This is a genomic window from Alloyangia pacifica, from assembly GCF_900116195.1.
GTDB classification, from domain to species: domain Bacteria; phylum Pseudomonadota; class Alphaproteobacteria; order Rhodobacterales; family Rhodobacteraceae; genus Salipiger; species Salipiger pacificus.
Genome location: NZ_FOZW01000001.1, coordinates 127,794 through 149,061, shown reverse-complemented (window position 1 = coordinate 149,061; position 21,268 = coordinate 127,794). Strand labels below are relative to the sequence as shown.

The window sequence follows — 21,268 nt, the reverse complement described above, 5'->3', positions numbered from 1 at the left end:
CGCGCACACCGATCAGGAGCACTTCCGCCCGATGCCCGAGGTCATTTTTCCCGGACCCGAAGGCCGCCTCGAAGGCCGCTATCATCCGCAGAAAGACAACGACGCCCCCATTGCCATCGTCCTGCATCCGCATCCGCAGTTCGGCGGGACGATGAACAACAAGGTCGTCTATAACCTTCATTACGCCTTCTACAACATGGGATTCACCGTGCTGCGGTTCAACTTCCGTGGCGTGGGGCGCAGCCAGGGCGAATACGACCAGGGCATCGGCGAGCTTTCCGACGCCGCCTCGGCGCTCGATTACCTGCAGTCGATGAACAACAATTCCAAGCACTGCTGGGTCGCGGGCTTCTCCTTCGGCGCCTGGATCGGCATGCAGCTGCTGATGCGCCGCCCCGAGATCACCGGTTTCGTCTCGGTCTCGCCGCCGGCGAACATGTACGACTTCTCCTTCCTCGCCCCCTGCCCCTCCTCGGGGCTGATCATCAACGGCACCAATGACCGCGTGGCGCCGCCCGCGGACACCACGACGCTGGTGAACAAGCTCAAGGAGCAGAAGGGCATCACCATCACCCACGACCAGGTGGAGGGTGCCGGGCACTTCTTCGAAGAGCCGCACATGGAGACGATGATCGACAGCGTCACCGGCTACGTGAAGCGGCGCCTGACCGAGACCACGCGCTGATCGAAGACCCCGAGGCCGGCCCCGCGCCGGCCTCTGCATTTCCGCCGCGCCCCAAGGGGCCGGCAGGCGGCGCAAAACGACCACGCCCAAAGACAACACTGCCAAAGACCATGCGACCAAGAGGAGCGCCCATGAGCCTGACCAACGAGCTTGCCGACAAGCTGGCCGAGGACACGTTCAAGGTGATGAAGCTCACCGGCGACGACCGCTTCTTCATGGAGGTCGCCAAGGTCATCGGCGCCTCCTCCACCACGCTCGAAGAAGCCTATCTCACCTCTGTGCGCGTGCGCCTCGCCGAGCGTCGGGCGCGGGCCTTCCTCGTCGAGCGGCTGAACGCCGCAAAGGCTGCTGGCGGCATTGACGAGACCGGGACCCGCGAGGCATGAGCACCGACCGCCTCGACGCACAGATGGCCTTCCTCATCGAGGCGGGCCGCCTCTCCGCCGTGACCCGCGCCACCAAGACCTCGGATGGCGCGCGCTTCGAGAACTCCGCCGAGCACAGCTGGCACCTGGCGCTCTTCGCGCTGGTGCTGGGCGAGCATGCTCCCGAGGGGGTCACCATCGAGCGGGTCATCAAGATGCTGCTGCTGCACGACCTCGTGGAGATCGACGCCGGCGACAACCCGTTCTTCGGCGAGGTCGACGAGGCCGCCAAGGAGGCCGAGGAATCCGCCGCCGCCGACCGGCTCTTCGGCCTGCTGCCCGCCGACCAGGGCGCCGCGCTGCGCGCCCTCTGGGACGAGTTCGAGGCCAACGAAACCCCCGACGCGCGCTTCGCCAAGTCGGTGGACCGCTTCCAGCCGCCGAACATGAACCTCGTCACCCAAGGCGGTTCCTGGGTCGACTACAAGGTCACCTGGCCGGTCTTCGAGCGCAAGATGGCGCCGAAGATCAAGAGCGGCGCACCGAAGCTCTGGGACTGGCTCGCACCGAAGGTCGAGGCCTTTCTCGCGCGGCTCTCCCACTGAAATCCTGAAAGGGGGCGCCGCCCCCTCTTCGCCTGCGGCGAATTCACCCCCGGGATATTTGGACCATATGGAAGCGGACGAGTCCTGCCATTCCATATGGTCCAAATATCCCGGGGGAGTCCGCGCCAGCGGGCGGGGGCAGAGCCCCCTGCTCTTCCGGCCGGCGCCTTCGCGGCCATGAAAAAAGGGCGCCTCGCGGGCGCCCCTTCGTGTTTTCGCACCTATGGCGATCTCAGAAGTGGATCGCGCGATCCCAGGCGTCGAGCACGCTCTCGTGCATCATCTCCGACAGCGTCGGGTGCGGGAAGACGGTGTTCATCAGATCCTCTTCGGTGGTCTCGAGCTGGCGGCCCACCACGTAGCCCTGGATCAGCTCGGTGACTTCCGCGCCGACCATATGCGCGCCGAGCAGCTCGCCGGTCTTCTCGTCGAAGATCGTCTTGACCATGCCCTCGGGCTCGCCAAGCGCGATCGCCTTGCCGTTGCCGATGAAGGGGAAACGGCCGACCTTGATCTTGTAGCCAGCTTCCTTGGCCTTGGCCTCGGTCAGCCCGACCGAGGCGACCTGCGGGTGGCAATAGGTGCAGCCGGCGATCGACGAGGGCTCGACTGCATGCGGGTGCCCGCCGGCGATGAGCTCGGCCACCATGACGCCCTCGTGGCTTGCCTTGTGTGCCAGCCAGGGGGCGCCGGCGATGTCGCCGATGGCGTAGACACCCTCGATGCCCGTGCGGCAGTGCTTGTCCACCACCACATGGGTGCGCTCGACCTTCACGCCGAGCGCCTCGAGGCCCAGCCCCTCGGTGTTGCCGACGATGCCGACCGCCGAGATCACCGTGTCGAACTCTTCCTTGGTGGTCTTGCCGTTCTGCTCGATATGCGCGGTGACCTTGCCCTTGGCGCGGTCGAGTTGCTTGACCATGGTCTTTTCGCGGATGGTCATGCCCTGCTTCTCGAACTGCTTCTTGGCGAACTTCGAGATCTCCTCGTCCTCCACCGGCAGGATGCGGTCCATCACCTCGACCACCGTCGTGTCGGCGCCGAGCGTGTTGTAGAAGCTGGCGAACTCGATGCCGATGGCGCCAGAGCCGATGACCAGCAGCTTCTTGGGCATGCGCGCGGGCACAAGCGCGTGCTTGTAGGTCCAGACGCAGTCGCCGTCGGCCTCGAGGCCGGGCAACTCGCGGGCGCGCGCGCCGGTGGCGATGACGATGTTCTTTGCCGTCAGCTCCTCGGTGCCCTTGTCGGTCTTGACCGTGACCTTGCCCTTGGCGGGGATCGTCGCCTCACCCATGATCGCGGTGATCTTGTTCTTCTTCAGCAGGTGGGTGACGCCGGAGTTCAGCTGCTTGGCCACGCCGCGCGAGCGCTTGACCACCGCGTCGAGGTCGTAGCCGATCTTCTCGGCGGTCAGCCCGTAGTCCTTGGCGCGCTCCATGTAGTGGTAGATCTCCGAGCTGCGCAGCAGCGCCTTGGTCGGAATGCAGCCCCAGTTGAGGCAGATGCCGCCCATGTGCTCGCGCTCCACCACGGCCACCTTCAGGCCGAGCTGCGCGCCGCGGATGGCGGCGACATAGCCCCCGGGTCCTGCACCGATGACGATCATGTCGAAGCTTTGCGAAGCCATGGCTCTCTCCCGCCGAGTCAAACTAGTTTGATATTAAACCATCTCCCAGGGGGCTTCAACGCCACCCGCGAAAGATCGCCTTCCCCATGGGCAGCTAGGGCACTGCCGGGCTGAGAGCAAGGTGACGGTCCAGGACCGAATGCGCAACCCGCTGATAGAAACCGGAACGCGGGAACGCAAAAAGGCCCGCGCGATCGCATCGCGCGGGCCCTCAAGAACCTACTGTGGCGGAGGTCAGGCCGCCTGGTCCGCCTGCAGCTTGCGCAGCACCTCGCCGTAGCCGCCGCCCTGCAGGTAACCGCTCTCGGGCGTGGTGCTGGGACGCGACAGCGCCGCGTTGCGGGTCGGGAAGCGCCCGTAGTCGCGGATCACCTCGCGGTGGGCGCGCGCGTGCAACAGGTTGCTTGCGCCGGTCTCGGGCAGCCGCTCCTTCATGAGGCGGATGCAGCGCTCCTGGTCGCAGAGGTTCTCGGAGTGCATCAGCGGCAGGTAAAAGAACTGCCGCGCCGGCTCGTCGATCTTCATGTCCCAGCCGCGCCAGATCGCCTGCTTGGCCGCCGCCAGCGCGATCTCGTCCGCCACGAAGGCCTTGGCCGTGTCGCGGAACATGTTGCGGGAGAACTGGTCGAGCAGAAGAATGTAAGCCAGGGCACCGCTGGGATAGGTGAGCCAGAGGCCGAACCGTCCCTCCATCGCGGCGTCCCAGGTCTCCTCGAACCGGGAGCGGATCTCGGCGTCCAGCGCCTCATCCGCCTTGTACCATTGCTCGGGCCCGGTTTCGTCGAGCCAGAATGCCAGAATGTCCTCGGGGGCTTTCATAGTTCCATCCTTACGTGCCGCTCCGCTGTCACTCAAAGTTTACATTCGCCCATGCGGCAAGGCGAAGTCACAAATTCTGTCAATTGCGACAATCCCTGCTTCATTTGCGCAACGACCAAAATTTAGGCATCCGTCGCGCAATGGGATCGCTATCAACGTCGAGCCGCGCCGCTTCCTCGGCTTCGGCCTCTGCGGCCTCCTGTGCCTCGATCGCCACTTCCTGCGCCAGCTCGACCGCGACGGGCGAGGACACAGGGCCCACGGCGGTGACGCTGGCGGCGTCATCCGACTCCGGCGCCGGGCGCCGGGTCATGCGCCAACCGGCATAGACGGTGAGCCCCAGCATCAGCGCGGCGATCAGCACGAAGAAGCCACCCGGCCCCATGGTCTGCATCGCGTAGCCCGAGATCAGCGGGCCAGCGATGGCGCCGAGGCCGTTGATGAACAGCAGCCCCGCCGAGCCCGCCGCCATGCGGTCGGTGCCGAGGTAGTCGTTGGTATGGGCAATGAGGATCGAGTAGAGCGGGTTCGACGCGCCACCGACCAAAAAGGCCGCGGCGAGAAGCACGGTGAAATGACCCGACAGCGAGACCGCCGCAGCGGCAGCGAGACCACCGACCATCGCCACGATCACCACCAGCATGCGCCGGTCCATGCGGTCCGACAGCCAGCCCAGCGGGTATTGTGTGACCAATGCGCCGACGTAGAAGGCCGCGACGAAGGTCGAGATCTGGGGAAGGCTCAGCCCGGCCTCGGAGCCGTAGACCGCCGCCATGCCGAACTGCGAGGCAAAGACCCCGCCCAGCAGGAACATGCCCACCATGCCCAGCGGCGAGACGGTGTAGAGCTCGCGCAGGCTCATCGGGCGGGTGGTGTCGAAGGCCGGGGTCGGCGTGATCGACAGCAGAATGGGCGCGAAGGCGATGGACACCAGCACCGAGGGGATCACGAAGAGCAGGAAGCCCGAGGGGTCGGGCACCAGCAGCAGCATCTGCGCCGCGATGATGCCGAACATCTGCACGATCATGTAGGCCGAGAGCGCCTGGCCCCGGTTCTCGTTCGACGAGGCGTTGTTCAGCCAGCTTTCGGCAGTGACGTAGACGCCGCAGTAGCAGAAGCCGATAATCATCCGCTCGATGGTCCAGATGATGGGGTGCGGGAAGGCAGGGTAGAGGATCAGCACCGCCGAGATGAACGAGCCGAGCGCGGCGAAGACCCGCACGTGGCCGACGCGGCGGATCATCCCGGGCGTCATGCGCGAGGCCAGCAGGAAACCGGCGAAGTAGCCGGACATGACCACGGACATCGAGAAGGCCGAGAAGCCGGCGCTGCCGCCGCGCACGCCGAGCAACGAGCCCTGCAGACCGTTGCCGACCATCAGCAGCATGACCCCGAGCAGCAGCGCCCAGGAGTGTTTCAGAACCTCGCCCATCGCTCAGATCCCTTGTCCGTCGTTCCGTTCGAATGTCGCAGCGTCACGAAGCGTCGATTCCGCCCTTGGCCCTGCCCTGCCTGCCCCGCGCGTTCGGCGCAAGAAGATTTATAAAATGGCGCGAAAACATGCACAGGTCCCGCACCCGCATAGGCAGCTTAGGGTTAAACTGCCCTGAAGCGGCGGAAGGTCGCTCGTCCTCGGCTCAGGGGATCAGCAGCGAGGCGTCGCCGTAGGAGAAGAAGCGGTAGCGCTCCGCCAGCGCATGGGCATAGACGCGGTCCATGCGCGCCTTGCCCATGAAGGCCGCGACCAGCATCATCAGCGTCGACTTGGGCAGGTGGAAGTTGGTCATCAGCGCGTCGGCGACGTGGAATTGAAAGCCGGGGTAGATGAAGATGTCGGTCACGCCGGTCCAGGGCGCGATCGCCCCGGTCCCGCGGGCGGCGGTCTCGATGAGGCGCAGCGCCGTGGTGCCCACGGGGATCACCCGGCCGCCGGCCGCCTTGGTGGCGGCGATCTCGGCCGCGGCGGTCTCCGTCACCTCGCCCCATTCGCCGTGCATCTTGTGGGTGGTCACGTCATCGACCTTCACCGGCAGGAAGGTGCCCGCGCCGACGTGCAGCGTCACATGGGTGAATTCCACGCCCCGCGCCGTCAGCGCCGCCAGCAGCGCCTCGTCGAAATGCAGCGAGGCGGTGGGGGCAGCGACCGCACCCGAGGTCCGCGCCCAGACCGTCTGATAGTCTTCCTTGTCCTGTTCGTCGGCGGCGCGCTTGGCAGCGATATAGGGCGGCAGCGGCATCGCCCCAGCCTCGGCCAGCGCGGCGTCGAAATCCTCGCCGGTCAGGTTGAAACGGAAGAGGCCCTGCCCCTCCTCGCGCGCTTCGAGCGTGGCTGAAAGCCGCTCGGACAGCACCACCGTCTCGCCCTCGCGCAGCTTCTTCAGCGGCTTGACCAGCGCTGCCCAGAGCCCGCCCGCACGGGGCTCGAGCAATGTGATCTCGATCCGTGCCTCGGTCTCGCCCTGCGCGCTGGAGCGGTGCCGCAGACCCGAGAGTCGCGCCGGGATCACCTTGGTGTCATTCAGCACCAGCCGGTCGCCGGGGTGCAGCCAGTCCGTCAGGTCACGCACGACGGCATCGGTGATCGTCTCGCCCTCGGCCACCAGCAGCCGCGCCGAGGAGCGTGGGTGCGCCGGGCGCGTGGCGATGAGGTCCTCGGGCAGAGGGAAGTCGAAATCGGAAAGCTGCATGGGGTCTTGGGAACTCTTGGAAGGGCTTTGTCAGGGTCTGGCGCGCTACTGGCTCACCTGCGGGGGCGGGCGGCGGAAAATGTCACGGAACATGCCCGGAGTGAAGACCGAAAGCGGGTTCACGCTGACCGCCGGATCGGCGACAGGGCCGCGCAGGTTGAAGTTGAAGCCGATCAGCCCCTCGCCCTTGCGCGAGAAGAGCTGGCCGATTCCGTTGATCACGTAGATCGGCGAGAGCACGCCTTGCATGTCCATCATCCCGGTGGCGAGGTTGGCATAACCATCCATCGAGATGCCCATGGAGGGGCCGATGGCGCTGGAGCGGGTGAGGATGATCTGTTGCGGCGTCATGCGGAACCGCGCCTCGACCTCGGAAAAGAAGATGCCCGGCCCGTTCAGCTGGTCGATGATACCGACCACGCTGATACCGTCGAGCAACTGCACCACCGCCGGGTTCTTCTGCATCCGGGTGCCGCCGATCTTCAGCAGCCCGTCGTATTCGCCGCTCTTGCCCTTCACCGGGACCAGCGTCAGATCGAAGGTGCCGTCCTGGATGTTTTTCATCACGCCCGCGCCCTTCAGCACATCGCCGGCATCCCGGGCACGGATGCGGATCGCCGTGCCGCCATTCTGCGGCACCACGTCGCCGCGCACCGGGGCACGCCCGCCGACCGCGCCGGTGAAGGTGCCGTTGATCCCGCGCCGCGTGTCGAACTGGCCCTGGAAGTTGCTGATCGCGATCTTGTCGGTGACCTGAAGCCGGTTGACCGCCACCTCGATGGGCCCGCCGCTGCCACTGCCGCCCGCGCCGCCCAGTGGCAGGCCGCGCATATCGAGCGCGTTGCCGACGATCCGCATGGCCGGGGCGGCGTTGCGCCCGCGCCCGGTCAACACCGCCTCGCCGTCGAGCCAGCCGCCCGCGCGCAACACCGGCAGCGACAGCCGGCCGAGCGTGCCATCGGCGTTGAGCGACACCGACCCTTGCGCCGTCAGCCCCGGCGCGCTGAGCGCCAGCGTGTCGACCGCGACCGGCGAGCCCAGCGTGGCGCCAACCTTCAGCGAGCCGGTGCCGCCCTGCGACAGCCGCCAGCCGAGCTGCGGCAGTGACACCCCCAGCCCCGCCATGTCCGAGGTCAGCTCCAGACGCGGCGGCTGGCCATGCGCGAGCGTGATGTCGACCCTGCCGCGCCCCTCTCCCGAAAAGGTCCCCTTGGGCAGGCCGATCCCCAGCGCCTGGGAAACCGCCTCGGAGAGCACCACCTCGCCTTCGACCCTGCCCGGCGTGTCGGGGGTGAAGGACTGCGTCCATGCCCCGTCGAAAGGGACCCCCGAGAGATCGCCCTGACCGCTGACGCTCACCCCGGTGTCGTCCACCGCGACAAGGAGCTTGTCCGCCGTCAGCACCTTGCCCGGTACGATCTCGGCGCTTTCCACCCCGGTGACGGTGCCGTCGGCGATCACCGTGATCTCCTCGCGCTGAATCCCCTTCTTGAGAGGCGTCACGATGCGCACGTCCGCCGCGACCTCGCCACTGCCGAGCGCCACCGGCTTGTTGGCCTTCTTCATCACCTCGAGCGGCTCGGCGTCGAGGTAGGAGAGCGCCGCCTCGAGACTGCCGGTGGCACGCACCATCACCTCGCCGGTCATCGGCCGCTCGGTCAGGTCGGGGATGACGAAGCTCGAACCCTTGCCCTGCAGCACGCCGCCCTGCCCGGGCCGGACCTCGCCGCTGTCCAGCGCCACGGTTAGCCGGTTGCGCAGGAAGGTAAGCTGCCCCACGCCCTCGTAGAGCCGCGGCAGGGTGCGCGAATAGGTCAGCTCGACACCGGTGAACCGGCTCTGAAGGTAGGGCACCAGGCGGCCGCCCGGCTCCAGTCGCAGCGCCGCCTTCACGTCGTGGAAGGTGCCCGCGTAGATGTTCTTCTCGACCCAGTCGCGCGCCTTGTCGCCGGCCGAAGGAGGCCAGTAGTCCAGCAGGGTCTCCGGGCTCAGCGTGTCGAGCTGGGCGTCGAGCGCGAAGCGCCAGCCGCCCTCCTCCGCCGCGAGCGTGCCGCTGGCGCGCAGCGGCAGCGCCGGGTCGATGACCCGCAGCCGACCCAGCTCGAAGCGGAAGGGATCGAAACTCAGACGCCAGTCGGTCTCGGCCCCGGCAAGCCGGAGCTTGTCCTCGAAGAACCCCTCGGGATCGGCCTCCAGCCGGGAAAAGCGGAACTGGCCGACCATCGCGTCCGGCATCCCCCGGGACAGGCCTTCGAGCACCGCGCGCCCGTCCGAAACAACGGTCCCGATGGCGCTCTTGACCGAGATCTCGTCGAAGGTGAGCGTCGCGCTGGCCGGATCGAAAGAGAAATAGGTGCGCGCCTCCTCGAAGGGGATCGGCTGCGTGTCCGCGCGTGGTTGCAGGACACCGGAGCCGATCTGCAGGGTCGCCGAAAGCTCGCCGAGATCGCCGGCACCGGTGATCGCGCCGCGCAATGCCCCGGAAATCGGCGCGCGCAAGCCGTTGAGCCAGGCCAACGCCGGCCCCTGCGAGGCAATGTCCTGCGCGTCGAGACTGCCGAGCGACACGCCGAAGCTGGCCGACCCGCTGCCGATCGGGCTCTCGGCATTGAAGGACAAGGTCGCCGGAACGTCACCGCGTCCAAGCAGCGCCACATCCCCCGACAGCGCCAGTGTACCCCCATTGCGGCGCAGCCCGATGCGGCCGCCGTCGACGGTCCAGGCGCGCCCGGCCCGCGCGTCCTCGTAGCGCAGGGTCAGCGCATCCGCCTCGACCGAGCGCAGCCCGGTGAGCCGCGGGTCCGCGGCGAGCCTGTCGATCTGCGCCATGAGCGTCGGAATATCGGGGGCTGCCGCGCCTGAGCCGAAGAGCTCGTCGAACCCCATCGTCAGGCGCCCTTCGGCATCGCGGCGCGCCGTCAGCTGCACCCCCGAGACCCGCGCCACGCGCAGCTCATACTCTCCGCGCAGCAACTTGGTCGGCGCCAGCCCCGCCTCGAGCAGCCCGAGCGAGAGCATTGGCGTGCCGTCCGCACCGCGCAGTTCGACATCGGTCAGTGCGATCCGCGCCAGCCCGTCGGGCTGCAACCGCAGCCGCAGGTCGCCGAAATCCACCTCCGTGCCGGGCAGCGCATCGGCGATCCGGGCCTCGATCGTGCTGCGCAGCCAGTCCGGCGCCGAGACCGAACGGCCCATCGCGTACCAGATGCCGCCGCCGATCATCAGCGCCACCAGCAGCAGCGCCCCCAGCCCGCAGCCACACCCCCAGATCACGACGCGGCGGCGTCTCGAGCGTCGTTTCTTCTGGGTCGGGCTCGCGGTCACTGGCAGCGCGCTCTCATCTGGCTATTGTCCTACATCGGGTTCTAGCCCAAGAACCCGGTAAAGCGAACCGCCCAAAGGAGATGCACGATGTCAGACATGGCCCCCGATTTCACCCTTCCCGTCACCGGCGGCGGAGAGATCACCCTGTCCGCCCTGCGCCCCGAAAAGGTCGTGCTCTTCTTCTACCCGCGCGACGATACCTCGGGCTGCACGGTGGAAAACCAGGATTTCACCCGGCTTCTGCCCGAGTTCGAGGCCCTCGGCGTGAAGGTCTTCGGCATCTCGGCGGACTCGCTGGAAAGCCACGAGAAGTTCATGCGCAAGAAAGCGCTCACCGTGCCGCTGCTGTCGGACGAGACCGCGCAGACCTGCACCGCCTTCGGCGCGTGGAAGGAAAAGAAGATGTACGGCAAGACCTTCATGGGCATCGAACGCAGCACTTTCCTGATCGACGGCGAAGGCCGCATCGCGCGCGAATGGCGCAAGGTGAAAGTGCCCGGCCATGCCGACGAGGTGCTCGCCGCGGCCAAGGAGCCCTGAGCCGAACCACCTCCCCTTGAACGGACTTGCAAGTCCGTCGAAGAACGTGCCCCAAGGCACGGCACCTTCCAAGCCCGGGCCGCCGCACGGCGGCCTGGATGCCCCTGCGTCAGCCGCCGATCACGATGCGCCGCGAAATCGGGCAAAAACTATCCTAAAGAAGTATCTGAGATCGGCGGGTTTTCGCCGTTTGCGCGCGCTTCCGCTTTCCGCAACGAATCGCAAGCCCAAAATTGTTGCGATTTCGAGGGGGTCTGTTAGTCCCTTTGCAGGCTCGGGACTAGGGGACCTGAGCCGGTATTGGGACGGAACAAGGGACAGACACGTGCGCACGCGGCTCGCGATAAAATGGCACGCGCTTCTTGAGCGCTATTTTCCGGAACGTCGGCTTTTTCTGAGATCGGACAGCGACACGCGGTTCATCCGCCTCCGTTCCGGCACACAGGCGATCGCGACTCTGGGCATCGCGCTGACCGTGGGCTGGACCATCGTCGCCACCTCGATCCTGCTGATGGACAGCATCAGCGCCGGCAACTTCCGCGAACAGTCCCGTCGCGACCAGACCACCTACCAGCAGCGCCTCAACGAATTGTCCCGCGAGCGCGACATCCGCGCCGCCGAGGCGAAGGCCGCGCAGGACCGGTTCAACACCGCACTTGCCCAGGTCTCCGAGATGCAATCCCAGCTTCTCGACAGCGAAACCCGCCGCCGCGAGCTGGAAACCGGCATAGACGTCATCCAATCGACCCTCGGCACCGCCATGAAGCAGCGCGAAGACGCCAGCGACCGGCTCGCCGCGCTCGAAGCGCAGGTGGCCAGCGGTGGCCCCGCGCTGGCGGCAGCCGCGAGCGACGGCGAGGGCACGGTCGACCTGCTGTCGGACATGCTCGCGCGGACCGCTGCCGAGCGCGATCAGGTTGTCGCCGATGCACAGGACGCGCTGGTGCGCGCCGACGAGATCGCCACCGAGTTGCGGCTGCGCGAGGAACAGAACGACATCATCTTCCGGCAACTCGAGGACGCGATGACGATCTCGGTCGAGCCGCTGGACAAGATGTTCAAGGCCGCCGGCATGAACCCCGACAGCCTGATCAAGCAGGTGCGCAAAGGCTACTCCGGCCAGGGCGGCCCGCTCACCCCGCTGACCTTCAGCACCCGCGGCGAGGAACCCTCTGCCGATGCCGAGCGTGCCAACCGCATTCTCGGCGAGATGGACAAGCTGAACATGTACCGCATCGCCGCCGAGAAGGCTCCCTTCTCGGTACCGCTGAAGGATCCGTTCCGCTTCACCTCGGGCTTCGGCCGTCGCTGGGGCCGCCTGCACGCGGGCACCGATTTCGCCGCCCCGCATGGAACGGCGATCTACGCCACCGCCGACGGCGTGGTCACCCACGCGGGCTGGATGTCGGGTTACGGCCGCCTGGTGAAGGTGCAGCACGAGTTCGGGATCGAGACGCGTTACGCCCACATGTCCAAAATCAACGTGAAGGTCGGCCAAAGGGTCTCGCGCGGACAGCAGGTTGGTGCTATGGGAAATACAGGACGGTCGACCGGCACGCACCTGCACTATGAAGTGCGCGTTGGTGGGGAACCCGTCAATCCCATGATCTACATCAAGGCTGCTAACGATGTTTTCTAAGAGCAAGATCAATGAACCCGGGCCCAAGGCCGAGGATACCGCGGCGAAACCCGCTGTTTCCGATGCGCCCCGGTCGACCGAGTTCAAACCGACCGCACCGAAAGCCAAACCGCCGGCTTCGGTCCTGTCGAGCGATCTGCACATCACGGGCAACATCAAGACCACCGGCGACATTCAGGTCGAAGGCACCATCGAGGGCGACATCCGCGCCCACCTACTGACCGTCGGCGAGTCCGCCACCATCAAGGGCGAGATCGTCGCCGATGACGTGGTGATCAACGGCCGCATCGTTGGTCGCGTGCGGGGCCTCAAGGTCCGCCTGACCGCCACCGCCCGCGTCGAGGGTGACATCATCCACAAGACCATCGCGATCGAATCCGGTGCTCATTTCGAGGGGTCGGTGCAGCGCGCTGACGATCCGCTCGCGACCGGCAAAGGCAGGGCCGCACCGGCCCCCGCCGCTGCCGCGGAACCGACCGCGGGCTGAGCCGGAAGGCCAAGACCAGAGACAACGACGCCGGGCATCGCCCGGCGTTTTTTTTGCCCGCCATCCACTTGTCGCTACCTGACAGTTGCGACCCGCCACTCCTCGCGCGGCATGCCCCTCGGGGCTGCCGACGGGACGTGCCTGGGATCGTCCCGGACCGCGTCAGGCCTCCAGCTCGGCATCCCAGTAGAGGAAATCCAGCCAGCTGTCGTGCAGGTGGTTGGGCGGGAACTTGCGCCCGACGTCGAGCAACTCCCCTGCCGTGGGCTGGCGCGGTGCGCGGTAGAGCGACATGCCGGCCCGGCGCAAGCTCTTCGAGCCCTTGCGCAGGTTGCACGGAGAGCAGGCCGCCACCACGTTCTCCCAGCTGGTGATGCCGCCCGAGGCGCGCGGCACCACGTGGTCGAAGGTCAGATCGCCCTTGCTTCCGCAGTACTGACAGCGGAACTGGTCCCTCAAGAAAAGATTAAAGCGCGTGAAGGCCACGCGCTTTCTCGGTTTTACATAGTCTTTGAGGACGACCACGCTGGGTATCTTCAGCACCATCGAGGGGCTTCGGACCACGTCGTCGTATTCGGCGATGATATCGACCCTGTCGAGAAAGGCCGCCTTCACCGCTTCCTGCCATGGCCAGAGCGACAGTGGGTAGTAGGAGAGCGGGCGGTAATCCGCGTTCAGCACCAGCGCCGGGTGTTGGCGGAGCGCCGAGGGCTCTCGTACGAAATGTGTCCTGAAGTCGCCGTCCATGAGTGAGTCGTCCCCCGCTCTGTCTGCTCGTAAGGGCACCAGAACGGGACCACCCGCCCCAGCTACAAGACCACTATATATCGCGGAAAGCCTCTGACAAGCCTCGCTATATGCCCTGATGCCCCTGTGGATAGGTGATGCTCATGACATGAGCATGACACCAAGGCGCGGCATCGGCTAGTCTTCTCGCATGAATGATCTGCCCTTGCCCGACGCCACCGCGCCCGGCTTTCTCCTCGAAGCCGCGCTCTACTGCCCCGATCTCGATGCCGCCGAAGCCTTCTACGGCGGCATCATGGGGCTCGAGAAAATCTCCCGCGTCGACAGCCGCCACGTGTTCTACCGCGTCGGCACCGGCGTGCTGCTGATCTTCAACCCCGAGGAAACCGAGAAGCCGCCGCGCAACCCCACCCTTCCCGTCCCGAGCCATGGCGCGCGCGGGCCGGGGCACGTGTGCCTCGCCATGCCCGGCGAGGCGCTGGAGCGCTGGCGAAGGCGGCTGCAGTCCGCCGGCGTCGCGATCGAGGCAGATTTCACCTGGCCGAACGGCGCGCGCTCGATCTACTTCCGCGACCCGGCGGGGAATTCCGTGGAACTGGCCGAGCCGAAGCTCTGGGCTTAGCGGAGCTTGATACCAGCCGGCGCGCCTTGCCTCGCGCCGACCTCCGATCTCTCGCGCGCCCGCAGGTCCGCAGCGCGGACCCGCTACACGCGCCGGTCGCGCAAGGCGCGACCTAGAACCCGCACTTGTCGCGCAGGAAGGCCAGCGCCACGCCCAGCCCCTCGGGGTCGATGCCGTGGCCGGTGCCCTTCATCACATGGGCGTAGACCTCTTTCCAGCCCGCGCCCTGCAGCGCCTCGGCGGCGGCGGGCAGCGATTCCGGCGGCACCACCTCGTCCTGGTCGCCATGCACCAGCAGCACCGGCGGGCGGCTCACCACCTCGTCGGCGAGCAGCTCGGGCGAGACCAGCCGTCCGGAAAAGGCCACGACCCCCGCGACCTCGTCCTCGCGCCGGGGCGCCACGTGCAGCGACATCATCGAACCCTGCGAGAAGCCGAAGAGCGCCACCTGCTCGGGCAGCAGGTCCTCGTCGACCATCAGCGCGTCGAGAAAGGCGTTCAGATCCTCGACCGCGCGCGCCATGCCCTGCATCGCCTCCTCTTCGGACGAGCCGTCGATCCAAGGAATCGGGAACCACTGGAAGCCCATCGGCGAGCCGGCGCAATCCTCCGGCGCGTCGGGGGCGACGAACATCGTGTCGGGCAGGTGCTCGGCCAGCGGATCGGCGAGGCCCAGCAGGTCGGCGCCATTGGCGCCATAGCCGTGCAGGAAAACGACGCAGGAACGGGTTTCACCCGATGCGGGGCCCTTGCGGCCGGCCTGAAGAACGCGGGTCATGCAATACCTTCTCTTTGCTTGCGCACATGGTAGTAGGCCCAGAGCGCGCGCGCCGCAACAGCCCGCCAGGGGCTCCAGGCCTCCGCCATCTGCCGCAACGCCCGCTCCTTGGGCCGTTCGTCGAGTTCGAAGAGCAGCCGCGCCGCCTCCTGCAGCGCCAGGTCCCCCGGCGCGAAGACATCCGCGTGGCCGAGCGAGAACATGGCGTAGATCTCGGCGGTCCAGACGCCGATGCCCTTCACCGCCGTCAGCCTCTCGACCACCACCGGTGTCGGGGCGTCGCGCAGCGCGTCGAAGTCGATGCCCTCGGCGGCCAGCGCCTGCGCGTAGGTGGCCTTCTGCCGCGACAGGCCGAGCGCCCGCAGCCCCTCGATATCCTGCGACAGGATCGCCTCGGGCGAGATCATCCCCGCCGCCTCGAGCCGCGCCCAGATCGCCCGCGCCGAGGCAACGCTGACCTGCTGGCTGACGATGGCCGACAGAAGCTGCCCGAAACCGTCCTCGCGCCGCCGCAGGGGCAGCGGGCCGGTCAGCTCGAGCGCATGGGCAAAACGCGGCTCGGCCTCCGCGAGCCAGACGCAGCCTTCCGCTACACAGGCATCCGAGTGGATGATCCGTCCGACCTGCCGCACTGCATCCGTCATGCCTTCCCTTTCATCTTTCAACAAATACTCAGACCCACCGAAGAGACGCCGAGCGGCGTCAGGCCGCAGCCGTGCCCTCTTGTGCTCCCCCGCAGCCCGCCCTACCGATTGCGCATGCACAGCACAACAGAGTCCCGCGCCCGGCGCAATGTCACCGTTCTGGTTCTCGCGCAGGCCTTCCTCGGCGCGCAGATGCCGATGATTTTCACCATCGGCGGGCTCGCCGGGCAGTCGCTGGCACCGAACCCCTGCTTCGCGACGCTGCCGATCTCGCTGATCGTGCTGGGCTCCATGCTCTCGGCCACCCCGGTTTCGGCCTTCATGCAGCGTTTTGGCCGCCGCGCGGGCTTCTTCCTCGGCACGTTCGGCGGCACGCTGGGCGGCATCGTCGGCGCGACGGGGCTCTACCTGCAGTCCTTCCCGATCTTCCTGTTCGGCAGCCTGCTGACCGGGCTCTACATGTCGGCGCAGGGATTCTACCGCTTCGCCGCCGCCGACACGGCCAGCCCCGAATTCCGCCCCAAGGCAATCTCCTACGTGATGGCGGGCGGCCTGGCCTCGGCGCTGATCGGCCCGCAACTGGTGAAGCTCACCGCTGATGCCTACGTGATCCCCTTCTTCGGCACCTATGCCACGGTGATCGCCATCAACCTCGTGGGCGCGCTGCTGTTCCTCTTCCTCGACATCCCCAAGCCCCCGGCCCCCGCCCCCGGCAGCGACTACGGCCGCAGCCGCTGGCAGCTGATCACCACCCCGCGCATCGCCGTGGCGGTGATCTGCGGGATGGTGAGCTATGCGCTGATGAACCTCGTGATGACCTCCACCCCGCTCGCGGTGGTCGGCTGCGGCTACGAGACCTCGGACGCGGCCAATGTGGTCAGCGCCCACGTGCTGGCGATGTTCGCGCCGTCGTTCTTCACCGGCCAGATCATCAACCGCTTCGGCGTCGAGAAGGTCATGGGCCTCGGCCTCTTCATCCTCGCCGGCGCGGGCGCCGTGGCGATGACCGGGGTCGAGCTGGAGAATTTCTTCATCGCTTTGGTGCTGCTGGGGATCGGCTGGAACTTCGGATTCATCGGGGCGACCACCATGCTGTCCGGCGCGCATACCGCCGAGGAGCGCGGCCGGATGCAGGGGCTCAACGATCTTCTCGTCTTCGGCGGGGTGACCTTTGGCTCGCTGGCCTCGGGCGGGCTGATGAACTGCTCGGGCGGCACGCCGCAGGAGGGCTGGAACGCCGTTATCATGGCGATGGTGCCCTTCCTCGTGCTTGCCGGCGGCGCGCTGATCTGGCTGGTGCTGCGTCCGGTCGAACAGCCAGCAGAGTGAGGCAAATTCCTTCGAAGGAATTTGCAACTCTCTTTCAAGAGAGTTGCGCCTATCACCCCTTGCCCTCCGGCACGTAGAGGCAAAGCAGATAGCGCTCGACGTTGCTGATGCAGACGTGGAAGCGGTCATCCTGCGAGGGCCGTACCCTGAAATCCTCGTAGGGCACGAAATACTCGGCCCCCACGTTCAGCATCGGATGGTCAGCGGGCGCGAGCCTCACGAGCCAACCCCCGTCCGTCACGACGGCGCTGGCGCGGATCGGGACGCAGTCCCTGCCGCTGCAGCACACCGGCTCGTACCAGTCATGCGCCGTGGCGGCCGACGCGAAGACGGCCAGGGTGATCGCAAGAGGGGTCATGGTCTTCCCTCCACACCCGTATCATAGCACATCGCGGCGCGCGGGCGGAGCGGCACGTCAGACCCGCCCGGTGAACCCCGCCTTCATCAGCCGCGCGCGCTTCGAGAACTCGGAAAGCTCCAAGGTCCCCTCGGCCACCCGCTGCGGCTCCTTCGCCGCCAGCGCGAGCAGCGGCCCTGCCTGCCATCCGGCAAGCAGCGCCGGGCGGGACGCCTTCGGCACCGCGCCGAAGCCCATGCGCGCCTTTTGCAGCCGCTCCAGCCCACCGCGGGCCAGCGCCGCCACGCCCTCGGGCCGGCCATCGAGCAGCGGCACCCGGCCCTTGCTTTCCAGTTCCGGTACTGCGCGCAGGAAAGCGGCAAGGCCAAAGGCATAGCCCGCGTCCAGCGCCACCTCTTCGTCCATCCCGCCAAGCGCCTGCCCCGCGGCCAGCAAAAGCAGCCCCGAGGTCTCCTCGATATAGCGGGTCAGGTGATCTTCGTCCTCGAAAGGGTCGCGGTAGATGTCCCAGCGTCGCGCGCCAACCAGCGGATCGAGCCGCGCCGCCGTATCGCGGTCCAGAACCTTCGACAGCGGCGTGACCACCTCGTGCCGCCGCACCTCGCCGCCCTTGGCAATCTCCTCGAGAGCGTCGCGCCACCATTGCAGGCGCATCTCGGCGATCATCGTCTCCTGCGTCACCCAGGGCGCGCGGGCAACCTCGAGGTTGAACGCGTAGAGCGGAAAGAGCACGCGCCGCGCCTCGGGCGGTGCGGCCATGGCGGCGGCGAAGCGATCTGGATCGCCGCGTTCGATCAGCCCGGCGCAGGCGATCAGGTCGTCACTGAGCTGCACGCGCCACCCCGTCGCAGTCGCGGATCAGCTTCCAGCGCACCGCATCGAGCAGCGCCTCGAACGACGCATCGACGATGTTGGCGCTGACGCCGACCGTCTGCCAGCGTCGCCCCGAGCCGTCCTCGCTGTCGATGATGACGCGGGTCACCGCCTCGGTGCCGCCCTGGGTGATGCGCACCTTGAAGTCGACCAGCCGCATGTCGTCGATCACCGACTGGTAGGGACCGAGGTCCTTGGCCAGCGCCTTCGACAGCGCGTTGACCGGGCCGCGGTCGTGCCCCTCGGTGTCAAGGCTGTCCGACACCGAGAGTTTCTTCTCACCGCCGATCTTGACCACCACCACCGCTTCCGACAGCGAGACCATCTGGTCGTACTTGTTCTTGCGGCGCTCGATGGTCACCCGGTAGCGCTTCACCTCGAAGAACTCGGGCAGCAGTCCCAGCTCGTCGCGCGCCAAGAGCTCGAAGCTCGCCTGAGCGGTGTCGTAGGTGTAGCCCTCGGCCTCCTGAGCCTTGATCCGTTCGAGGATTCGACCCAGCGCCGGATCGCCCTTCTCGACTTCCAGCCCCGCCTCGGCAAGACGGCGGCGCAGGTTCGACTGGCCGGCCTGGTTCGACATCGGGATGACCCGGCGATTGCCGACAAGCCCCGGCTCGATGTGCTCGTAGGTGCTGGGGTCCTTGAGGATCGCGCTGGCGTGCAATCCCGCCTTGTGGGCAAAGGCCGAACTGCCGACGAAGGCTGCCTGCCGCATCGGCACGCGGTTCAGGATCTCGTCGAGCATCCGGCTGACCTGCGTGATGCCCTCGACAGCTTCGAGGCTCACTCCGGTCTCGTAGCGGCTGGCATAGGGCTCCTTGAGCAGCAGCACCGGGATCAGCGTGGTGAGGTTGGCATTGCCGCAGCGCTCACCAAGACCATTCAAGGTGCCCTGAAGCTGCCGCACCCCCGCGTCGATCGCTGCCAGCGTGCAGCCCACGGCGTTCTCGGTGTCATTGTGGGTGTGGATGCCGAGCTTCTCGCCGGGCACGCCCGCGGCGATCACCTCGCGCACGATGCGCCCCACTTCCTCGGGCAGCGTGCCACCGTTGGTGTCGCAAAGCACGACCCAGCGCGCGCCATTGTCCAGCGCTGCCTTCACGCAGTCCAGCGCGTAGCCGGGGTTGGCCTTGTAGCCGTCGAAGAAGTGTTCCGCGTCGAACAGCGCCTCGCGCTGCTGCGAGACACAATGGCCGATCGACGAGGAAATCGCCTCGAGGTTTTCCTCCAGCGTGATGCCGAGCGCTGTGGTGACGTGGAACTCGTGGGTCTTTCCGACGAGGCAGACCGAACCCGTCCCGGCGTTGAGCACCGCTGCCAGCACATCGTCATTGGCCGCCGAGCGCCCGGCCCGTTTGGTCATGCCGAAGGCGGTCATCGTGGCGCGGGTCTGTCCGACTTCGTCGAAGAAGGCGCTGTCGGTGGGGTTGGCCCCGGGCCAGCCGCCCTCGATGTAATCGACCCCCAGCGAGTCCAGCGCCGCGACGATGCGATGCTTCTCAGCGGTGGAGAACTGCACGCCCTGGGTCTGCTGCCCGTCACGCAGGGTTGTGTCGTAGATATAGAGACGGTCCTTCCCCATCACGCCCCTCCTTTCATCTTTCCGGAAATACTCCGGGGGCGCGGGGGCTGGCCCCCGCTTCCCGCTGCCCGCCGGCACATGGTCACCCCGCTTCGCATCACAGCAGCCCCTCCAGCTTGGCCGCGTCGAAGCCAGCGCCGGGCAGAAGCTCGACGCCCGCCTTGGACATGCGCACCTCGACCCCGGCCTCGATCAGCGTGGTCTTGAGCCGGTCGACCTCGGAGAAATCCTTGGTCTCCATGGCCTTGACCCGGACATCGGCGAGGTGCTCGGCGAGGCCCGAAAGGTCCGGCCCGGCGCTAACCCAATCGCCCATTTGGTCCGTCAGCAGGCCCAGAAGCTGCGCCGAGGTCAGCAACACGCCCGCTACCGCAGGATCGCTTGCGGCCTCCTTGGCCAGCTTGTGCAACCGGGTCAGCGCGCCCGACGTGTTGAGATCGTCCGACAGCAGCGCCACCAGCTCGGCATCCGCCTCGCCCGGCTCCACGCCCGATGTCACCGAACGCCAGCCGCGCAAGGTCGCCTCGGCCTGCGCCGCCTTCTCGGCGGTCCAGTCCATCGGCTTGCGGTAATGCGTCGACAGCATCACGAAGCGGATCACTTCACCTGGCACGGCGGGCATGCCCTCGTGGCCGTCGAGCAGATCGCGCACGGTGAAGAAGTTGCCGAGCGACTTCGACATCTTCTTGCCCTCGACCTGCAGCATCTCGTTGTGCAGCCAGACCTTGGCGAACTCCCCATGCGGGTGCGCGCAGCAGCTCTGGGCGATCTCGTTCTCGTGGTGCGGGAACATCAGGTCGTTGCCGCCACCGTGGATGTCGAAGCTCTCGCCCAGCAGATCGTAGGCCATGGCCGAGCATTCGATGTGCCAGCCCGGACGGCCCCGGCCCCACGGGCTGTCCCAGCCCGGCAGGTCATCGGCCGAAGGCTTCCACAGCACGAAATCCATCGGATTGCGCTTGTAGGGTGCGACCTCGACCCGCGCCCCGGCGATCATGTCGTCAACCGAGCGACCCGAGAGCGCGCCGTAGTTCTTGTAACTCTCGACGGCGAAGAGCACGTGCCCTTCGGCCTCATAGGCGTGTCCGTCGGCGATCAACCCCTCGATCATCGCGATCATCTGGGCAATGAACTGCGTGGCGCGGGGCATGTGATCGGGCTCGGCCACGCCGACCGCGCCCATGTCCTGCAGGTACCAGCCGATGGTTTCCTCGGTGCGCTCGGCGATCAATTCCTCGAGGCTGCGCGGATCGCCCGCCGCCTTGCGCGCCTGCGCGGTGGCATTGATCTTGTCGTCGACGTCGGTGAAGTTGCGCACGTAGGTCACGTGATCGTGCCCGTAGGCATGCCGCAGCAGCCGCGCCAGCACGTCAAAGACGATGGCCGGGCGTGCGTTGCCGAGGTGCGCGCGGTCGTAGACCGTCGGCCCGCAGACATACATCCGGACGTTCTCGGGATCGATCGGCGTGAAGACCTCCTTGCGGCGGGTCTTCGAGTTGGTCAGCGAGATGGTCATGTCGCGCTCCTTCGCGGCGGTCGCGGCGGGATTAGCAACTT

At 67.0% G+C, this 21,268-nt stretch carries 20 protein-coding genes; 8 read left to right on the top strand and 12 right to left on the bottom strand.

Annotated elements, in window-relative coordinates:
- Nucleotides 1–31 precede the first annotated feature (31 nt).
- From BM397_RS00700 to BM397_RS00690, 3 genes are all read left to right on the top strand, one after another.
- On the top strand, nt 32–685 hold the full coding sequence (locus tag BM397_RS00700; RefSeq protein ID WP_092426555.1) for an alpha/beta hydrolase: 654 nt from the start codon (nt 32–34) through the stop codon (nt 683–685).
- Between the two features lie 131 nt (nt 686–816).
- Nucleotides 817–1,071, top strand: a complete 255-nt coding sequence (locus tag BM397_RS00695; protein ID WP_092426557.1) for a hypothetical protein — start codon at nt 817–819, stop codon at nt 1,069–1,071.
- Nucleotides 1,068–1,655 (top strand): HD domain-containing protein, encoded by a 588-nt coding sequence (locus tag BM397_RS00690; RefSeq protein WP_092426559.1) that lies wholly within the window; start codon nt 1,068–1,070, stop codon nt 1,653–1,655. Before BM397_RS00695 ends, BM397_RS00690 begins: the two co-directional genes overlap by 4 nt.
- A gap of 232 nt (nt 1,656–1,887) precedes the next feature.
- Here BM397_RS00690 and lpdA read toward each other — a convergent pair whose 3' ends face one another.
- From lpdA to BM397_RS00665, 5 genes are all read right to left on the bottom strand, one after another.
- Nucleotides 1,888–3,282, bottom strand: a complete 1,395-nt coding sequence (gene lpdA / locus BM397_RS00685; RefSeq protein ID WP_092426561.1) for a dihydrolipoyl dehydrogenase — start codon at nt 3,280–3,282, stop codon at nt 1,888–1,890.
- Nucleotides 3,283–3,516: 234 nt separating this feature from the next.
- Complete coding sequence (locus tag BM397_RS00680) at nt 3,517–4,101, bottom strand: DUF924 family protein (protein ID WP_092426563.1); 585 nt, start codon at nt 4,099–4,101, stop codon at nt 3,517–3,519.
- Between the two features lie 100 nt (nt 4,102–4,201).
- Nucleotides 4,202–5,533 carry an MFS transporter gene (locus tag BM397_RS00675; RefSeq protein ID WP_092426564.1) on the bottom strand — a complete coding sequence of 444 codons (1,332 nt, stop codon included), beginning with the start codon at nt 5,531–5,533 and terminating at the stop codon, nt 4,202–4,204.
- Between the two features lie 205 nt (nt 5,534–5,738).
- Nucleotides 5,739–6,788, bottom strand: a complete 1,050-nt coding sequence (gene queA / locus BM397_RS00670; RefSeq protein WP_092426566.1) for a tRNA preQ1(34) S-adenosylmethionine ribosyltransferase-isomerase QueA — start codon at nt 6,786–6,788, stop codon at nt 5,739–5,741.
- Nucleotides 6,789–6,833: 45 nt separating this feature from the next.
- Nucleotides 6,834–10,112, bottom strand: a complete 3,279-nt coding sequence (locus BM397_RS00665) for a YhdP family protein (protein ID WP_245696120.1) — start codon at nt 10,110–10,112, stop codon at nt 6,834–6,836.
- A gap of 87 nt (nt 10,113–10,199) precedes the next feature.
- Here BM397_RS00665 and BM397_RS00660 point away from each other — a divergent pair, with 87 nt between their 5' ends.
- From BM397_RS00660 to BM397_RS00650, 3 genes are all read left to right on the top strand, one after another.
- Nucleotides 10,200–10,652: a peroxiredoxin gene (locus BM397_RS00660; protein ID WP_092426568.1), complete on the top strand. Its 453-nt coding sequence runs from the start codon at nt 10,200–10,202 to the stop codon at nt 10,650–10,652.
- A 325-nt stretch (nt 10,653–10,977) separates the two neighbouring features.
- Entirely contained in the window at nt 10,978–12,291 is a 1,314-nt protein-coding gene (locus BM397_RS00655) for a M23 family metallopeptidase (RefSeq protein ID WP_092426570.1), read from the top strand.
- The gene (locus BM397_RS00650; RefSeq protein WP_092426572.1) at nt 12,281–12,778 is read left to right on the top strand and encodes a bactofilin family protein; all 498 of its coding nucleotides are present in this window, start codon (nt 12,281–12,283) and stop codon (nt 12,776–12,778) included. The genes BM397_RS00655 and BM397_RS00650 overlap by 11 nt, the downstream gene beginning before the upstream one ends.
- 162 nt (nt 12,779–12,940) lie before the next feature.
- Here the strand turns inward: BM397_RS00650 and BM397_RS00645 are convergent, their stop codons facing one another.
- On the bottom strand, nt 12,941–13,525 hold the full coding sequence (locus tag BM397_RS00645) for an HNH endonuclease (RefSeq protein ID WP_092426574.1): 585 nt from the start codon (nt 13,523–13,525) through the stop codon (nt 12,941–12,943).
- Nucleotides 13,526–13,715: 190 nt separating this feature from the next.
- Here BM397_RS00645 and BM397_RS00640 point away from each other — a divergent pair, with 190 nt between their 5' ends.
- Nucleotides 13,716–14,147, top strand: a complete 432-nt coding sequence (locus BM397_RS00640) for a VOC family protein (RefSeq protein WP_092426575.1) — start codon at nt 13,716–13,718, stop codon at nt 14,145–14,147.
- A 112-nt stretch (nt 14,148–14,259) separates the two neighbouring features.
- On the opposite strand, the gene BM397_RS00635 is transcribed toward BM397_RS00640, so the two are convergent.
- Together BM397_RS00635 and BM397_RS00630 are read right to left on the bottom strand one after the other, a co-directional pair.
- On the bottom strand, nt 14,260–14,925 hold the full coding sequence (locus BM397_RS00635; protein ID WP_092426577.1) for an alpha/beta hydrolase: 666 nt from the start codon (nt 14,923–14,925) through the stop codon (nt 14,260–14,262).
- The gene (locus BM397_RS00630) at nt 14,922–15,569 is read right to left on the bottom strand and encodes a DNA-3-methyladenine glycosylase family protein (RefSeq protein ID WP_092426579.1); all 648 of its coding nucleotides are present in this window, start codon (nt 15,567–15,569) and stop codon (nt 14,922–14,924) included. The genes BM397_RS00635 and BM397_RS00630 overlap by 4 nt, the downstream gene beginning before the upstream one ends.
- 114 nt (nt 15,570–15,683) lie before the next feature.
- Between BM397_RS00630 and BM397_RS00625 the strand changes: the two genes are divergently transcribed.
- Nucleotides 15,684–16,898: an MFS transporter gene (locus BM397_RS00625; protein WP_092426581.1), complete on the top strand. Its 1,215-nt coding sequence runs from the start codon at nt 15,684–15,686 to the stop codon at nt 16,896–16,898.
- A gap of 52 nt (nt 16,899–16,950) precedes the next feature.
- Here BM397_RS00625 and BM397_RS00620 read toward each other — a convergent pair whose 3' ends face one another.
- The 4 genes from BM397_RS00620 to cysS form a co-directional block, all read right to left on the bottom strand.
- Nucleotides 16,951–17,256: a hypothetical protein gene (locus BM397_RS00620; protein WP_092426583.1), complete on the bottom strand. Its 306-nt coding sequence runs from the start codon at nt 17,254–17,256 to the stop codon at nt 16,951–16,953.
- A 57-nt stretch (nt 17,257–17,313) separates the two neighbouring features.
- The gene (locus BM397_RS00615; RefSeq protein ID WP_092426585.1) at nt 17,314–18,090 is read right to left on the bottom strand and encodes a squalene/phytoene synthase family protein; all 777 of its coding nucleotides are present in this window, start codon (nt 18,088–18,090) and stop codon (nt 17,314–17,316) included.
- Nucleotides 18,077–19,711 (bottom strand): citramalate synthase, encoded by a 1,635-nt coding sequence (gene cimA / locus BM397_RS00610; protein ID WP_092426586.1) that lies wholly within the window; start codon nt 19,709–19,711, stop codon nt 18,077–18,079. Before cimA ends, BM397_RS00615 begins: the two co-directional genes overlap by 14 nt.
- Before the next feature lie 97 nt (nt 19,712–19,808).
- Nucleotides 19,809–21,227, bottom strand: a complete 1,419-nt coding sequence (gene cysS / locus BM397_RS00605) for a cysteine--tRNA ligase (protein WP_092426588.1) — start codon at nt 21,225–21,227, stop codon at nt 19,809–19,811.
- Between the last annotated feature and the right edge of the window lie 41 nt (nt 21,228–21,268).

Coding starts and splice junctions, on each gene's coding strand:
- BM397_RS00650 (WP_092426572.1), top strand. CDS start 12,281: ATGTTTTCTAAGAGCAAGATCAATGAACCCGGGCCCAAGGCCGAGGAT.
- BM397_RS00625 (WP_092426581.1), top strand. CDS start 15,684: ATGCACAGCACAACAGAGTCCCGCGCCCGGCGCAATGTCACCGTTCTG.
- BM397_RS00660 (WP_092426568.1), top strand. CDS start 10,200: ATGTCAGACATGGCCCCCGATTTCACCCTTCCCGTCACCGGCGGCGGA.
- queA (WP_092426566.1), bottom strand. CDS start 6,788: ATGCAGCTTTCCGATTTCGACTTCCCTCTGCCCGAGGACCTCATCGCC.
- BM397_RS00645 (WP_092426574.1), bottom strand. CDS start 13,525: ATGGACGGCGACTTCAGGACACATTTCGTACGAGAGCCCTCGGCGCTC.
- BM397_RS00635 (WP_092426577.1), bottom strand. CDS start 14,925: ATGACCCGCGTTCTTCAGGCCGGCCGCAAGGGCCCCGCATCGGGTGAA.
- BM397_RS00680 (WP_092426563.1), bottom strand. CDS start 4,101: ATGAAAGCCCCCGAGGACATTCTGGCATTCTGGCTCGACGAAACCGGG.
- BM397_RS00695 (WP_092426557.1), top strand. CDS start 817: ATGAGCCTGACCAACGAGCTTGCCGACAAGCTGGCCGAGGACACGTTC.
- BM397_RS00675 (WP_092426564.1), bottom strand. CDS start 5,533: ATGGGCGAGGTTCTGAAACACTCCTGGGCGCTGCTGCTCGGGGTCATG.
- BM397_RS00620 (WP_092426583.1), bottom strand. CDS start 17,256: ATGACCCCTCTTGCGATCACCCTGGCCGTCTTCGCGTCGGCCGCCACG.
- BM397_RS00630 (WP_092426579.1), bottom strand. CDS start 15,569: ATGACGGATGCAGTGCGGCAGGTCGGACGGATCATCCACTCGGATGCC.
- cysS (WP_092426588.1), bottom strand. CDS start 21,227: ATGACCATCTCGCTGACCAACTCGAAGACCCGCCGCAAGGAGGTCTTC.
- BM397_RS00700 (WP_092426555.1), top strand. CDS start 32: ATGCCCGAGGTCATTTTTCCCGGACCCGAAGGCCGCCTCGAAGGCCGC.
- BM397_RS00690 (WP_092426559.1), top strand. CDS start 1,068: ATGAGCACCGACCGCCTCGACGCACAGATGGCCTTCCTCATCGAGGCG.
- cimA (WP_092426586.1), bottom strand. CDS start 19,711: ATGGGGAAGGACCGTCTCTATATCTACGACACAACCCTGCGTGACGGG.
- lpdA (WP_092426561.1), bottom strand. CDS start 3,282: ATGGCTTCGCAAAGCTTCGACATGATCGTCATCGGTGCAGGACCCGGG.
- BM397_RS00640 (WP_092426575.1), top strand. CDS start 13,716: ATGAATGATCTGCCCTTGCCCGACGCCACCGCGCCCGGCTTTCTCCTC.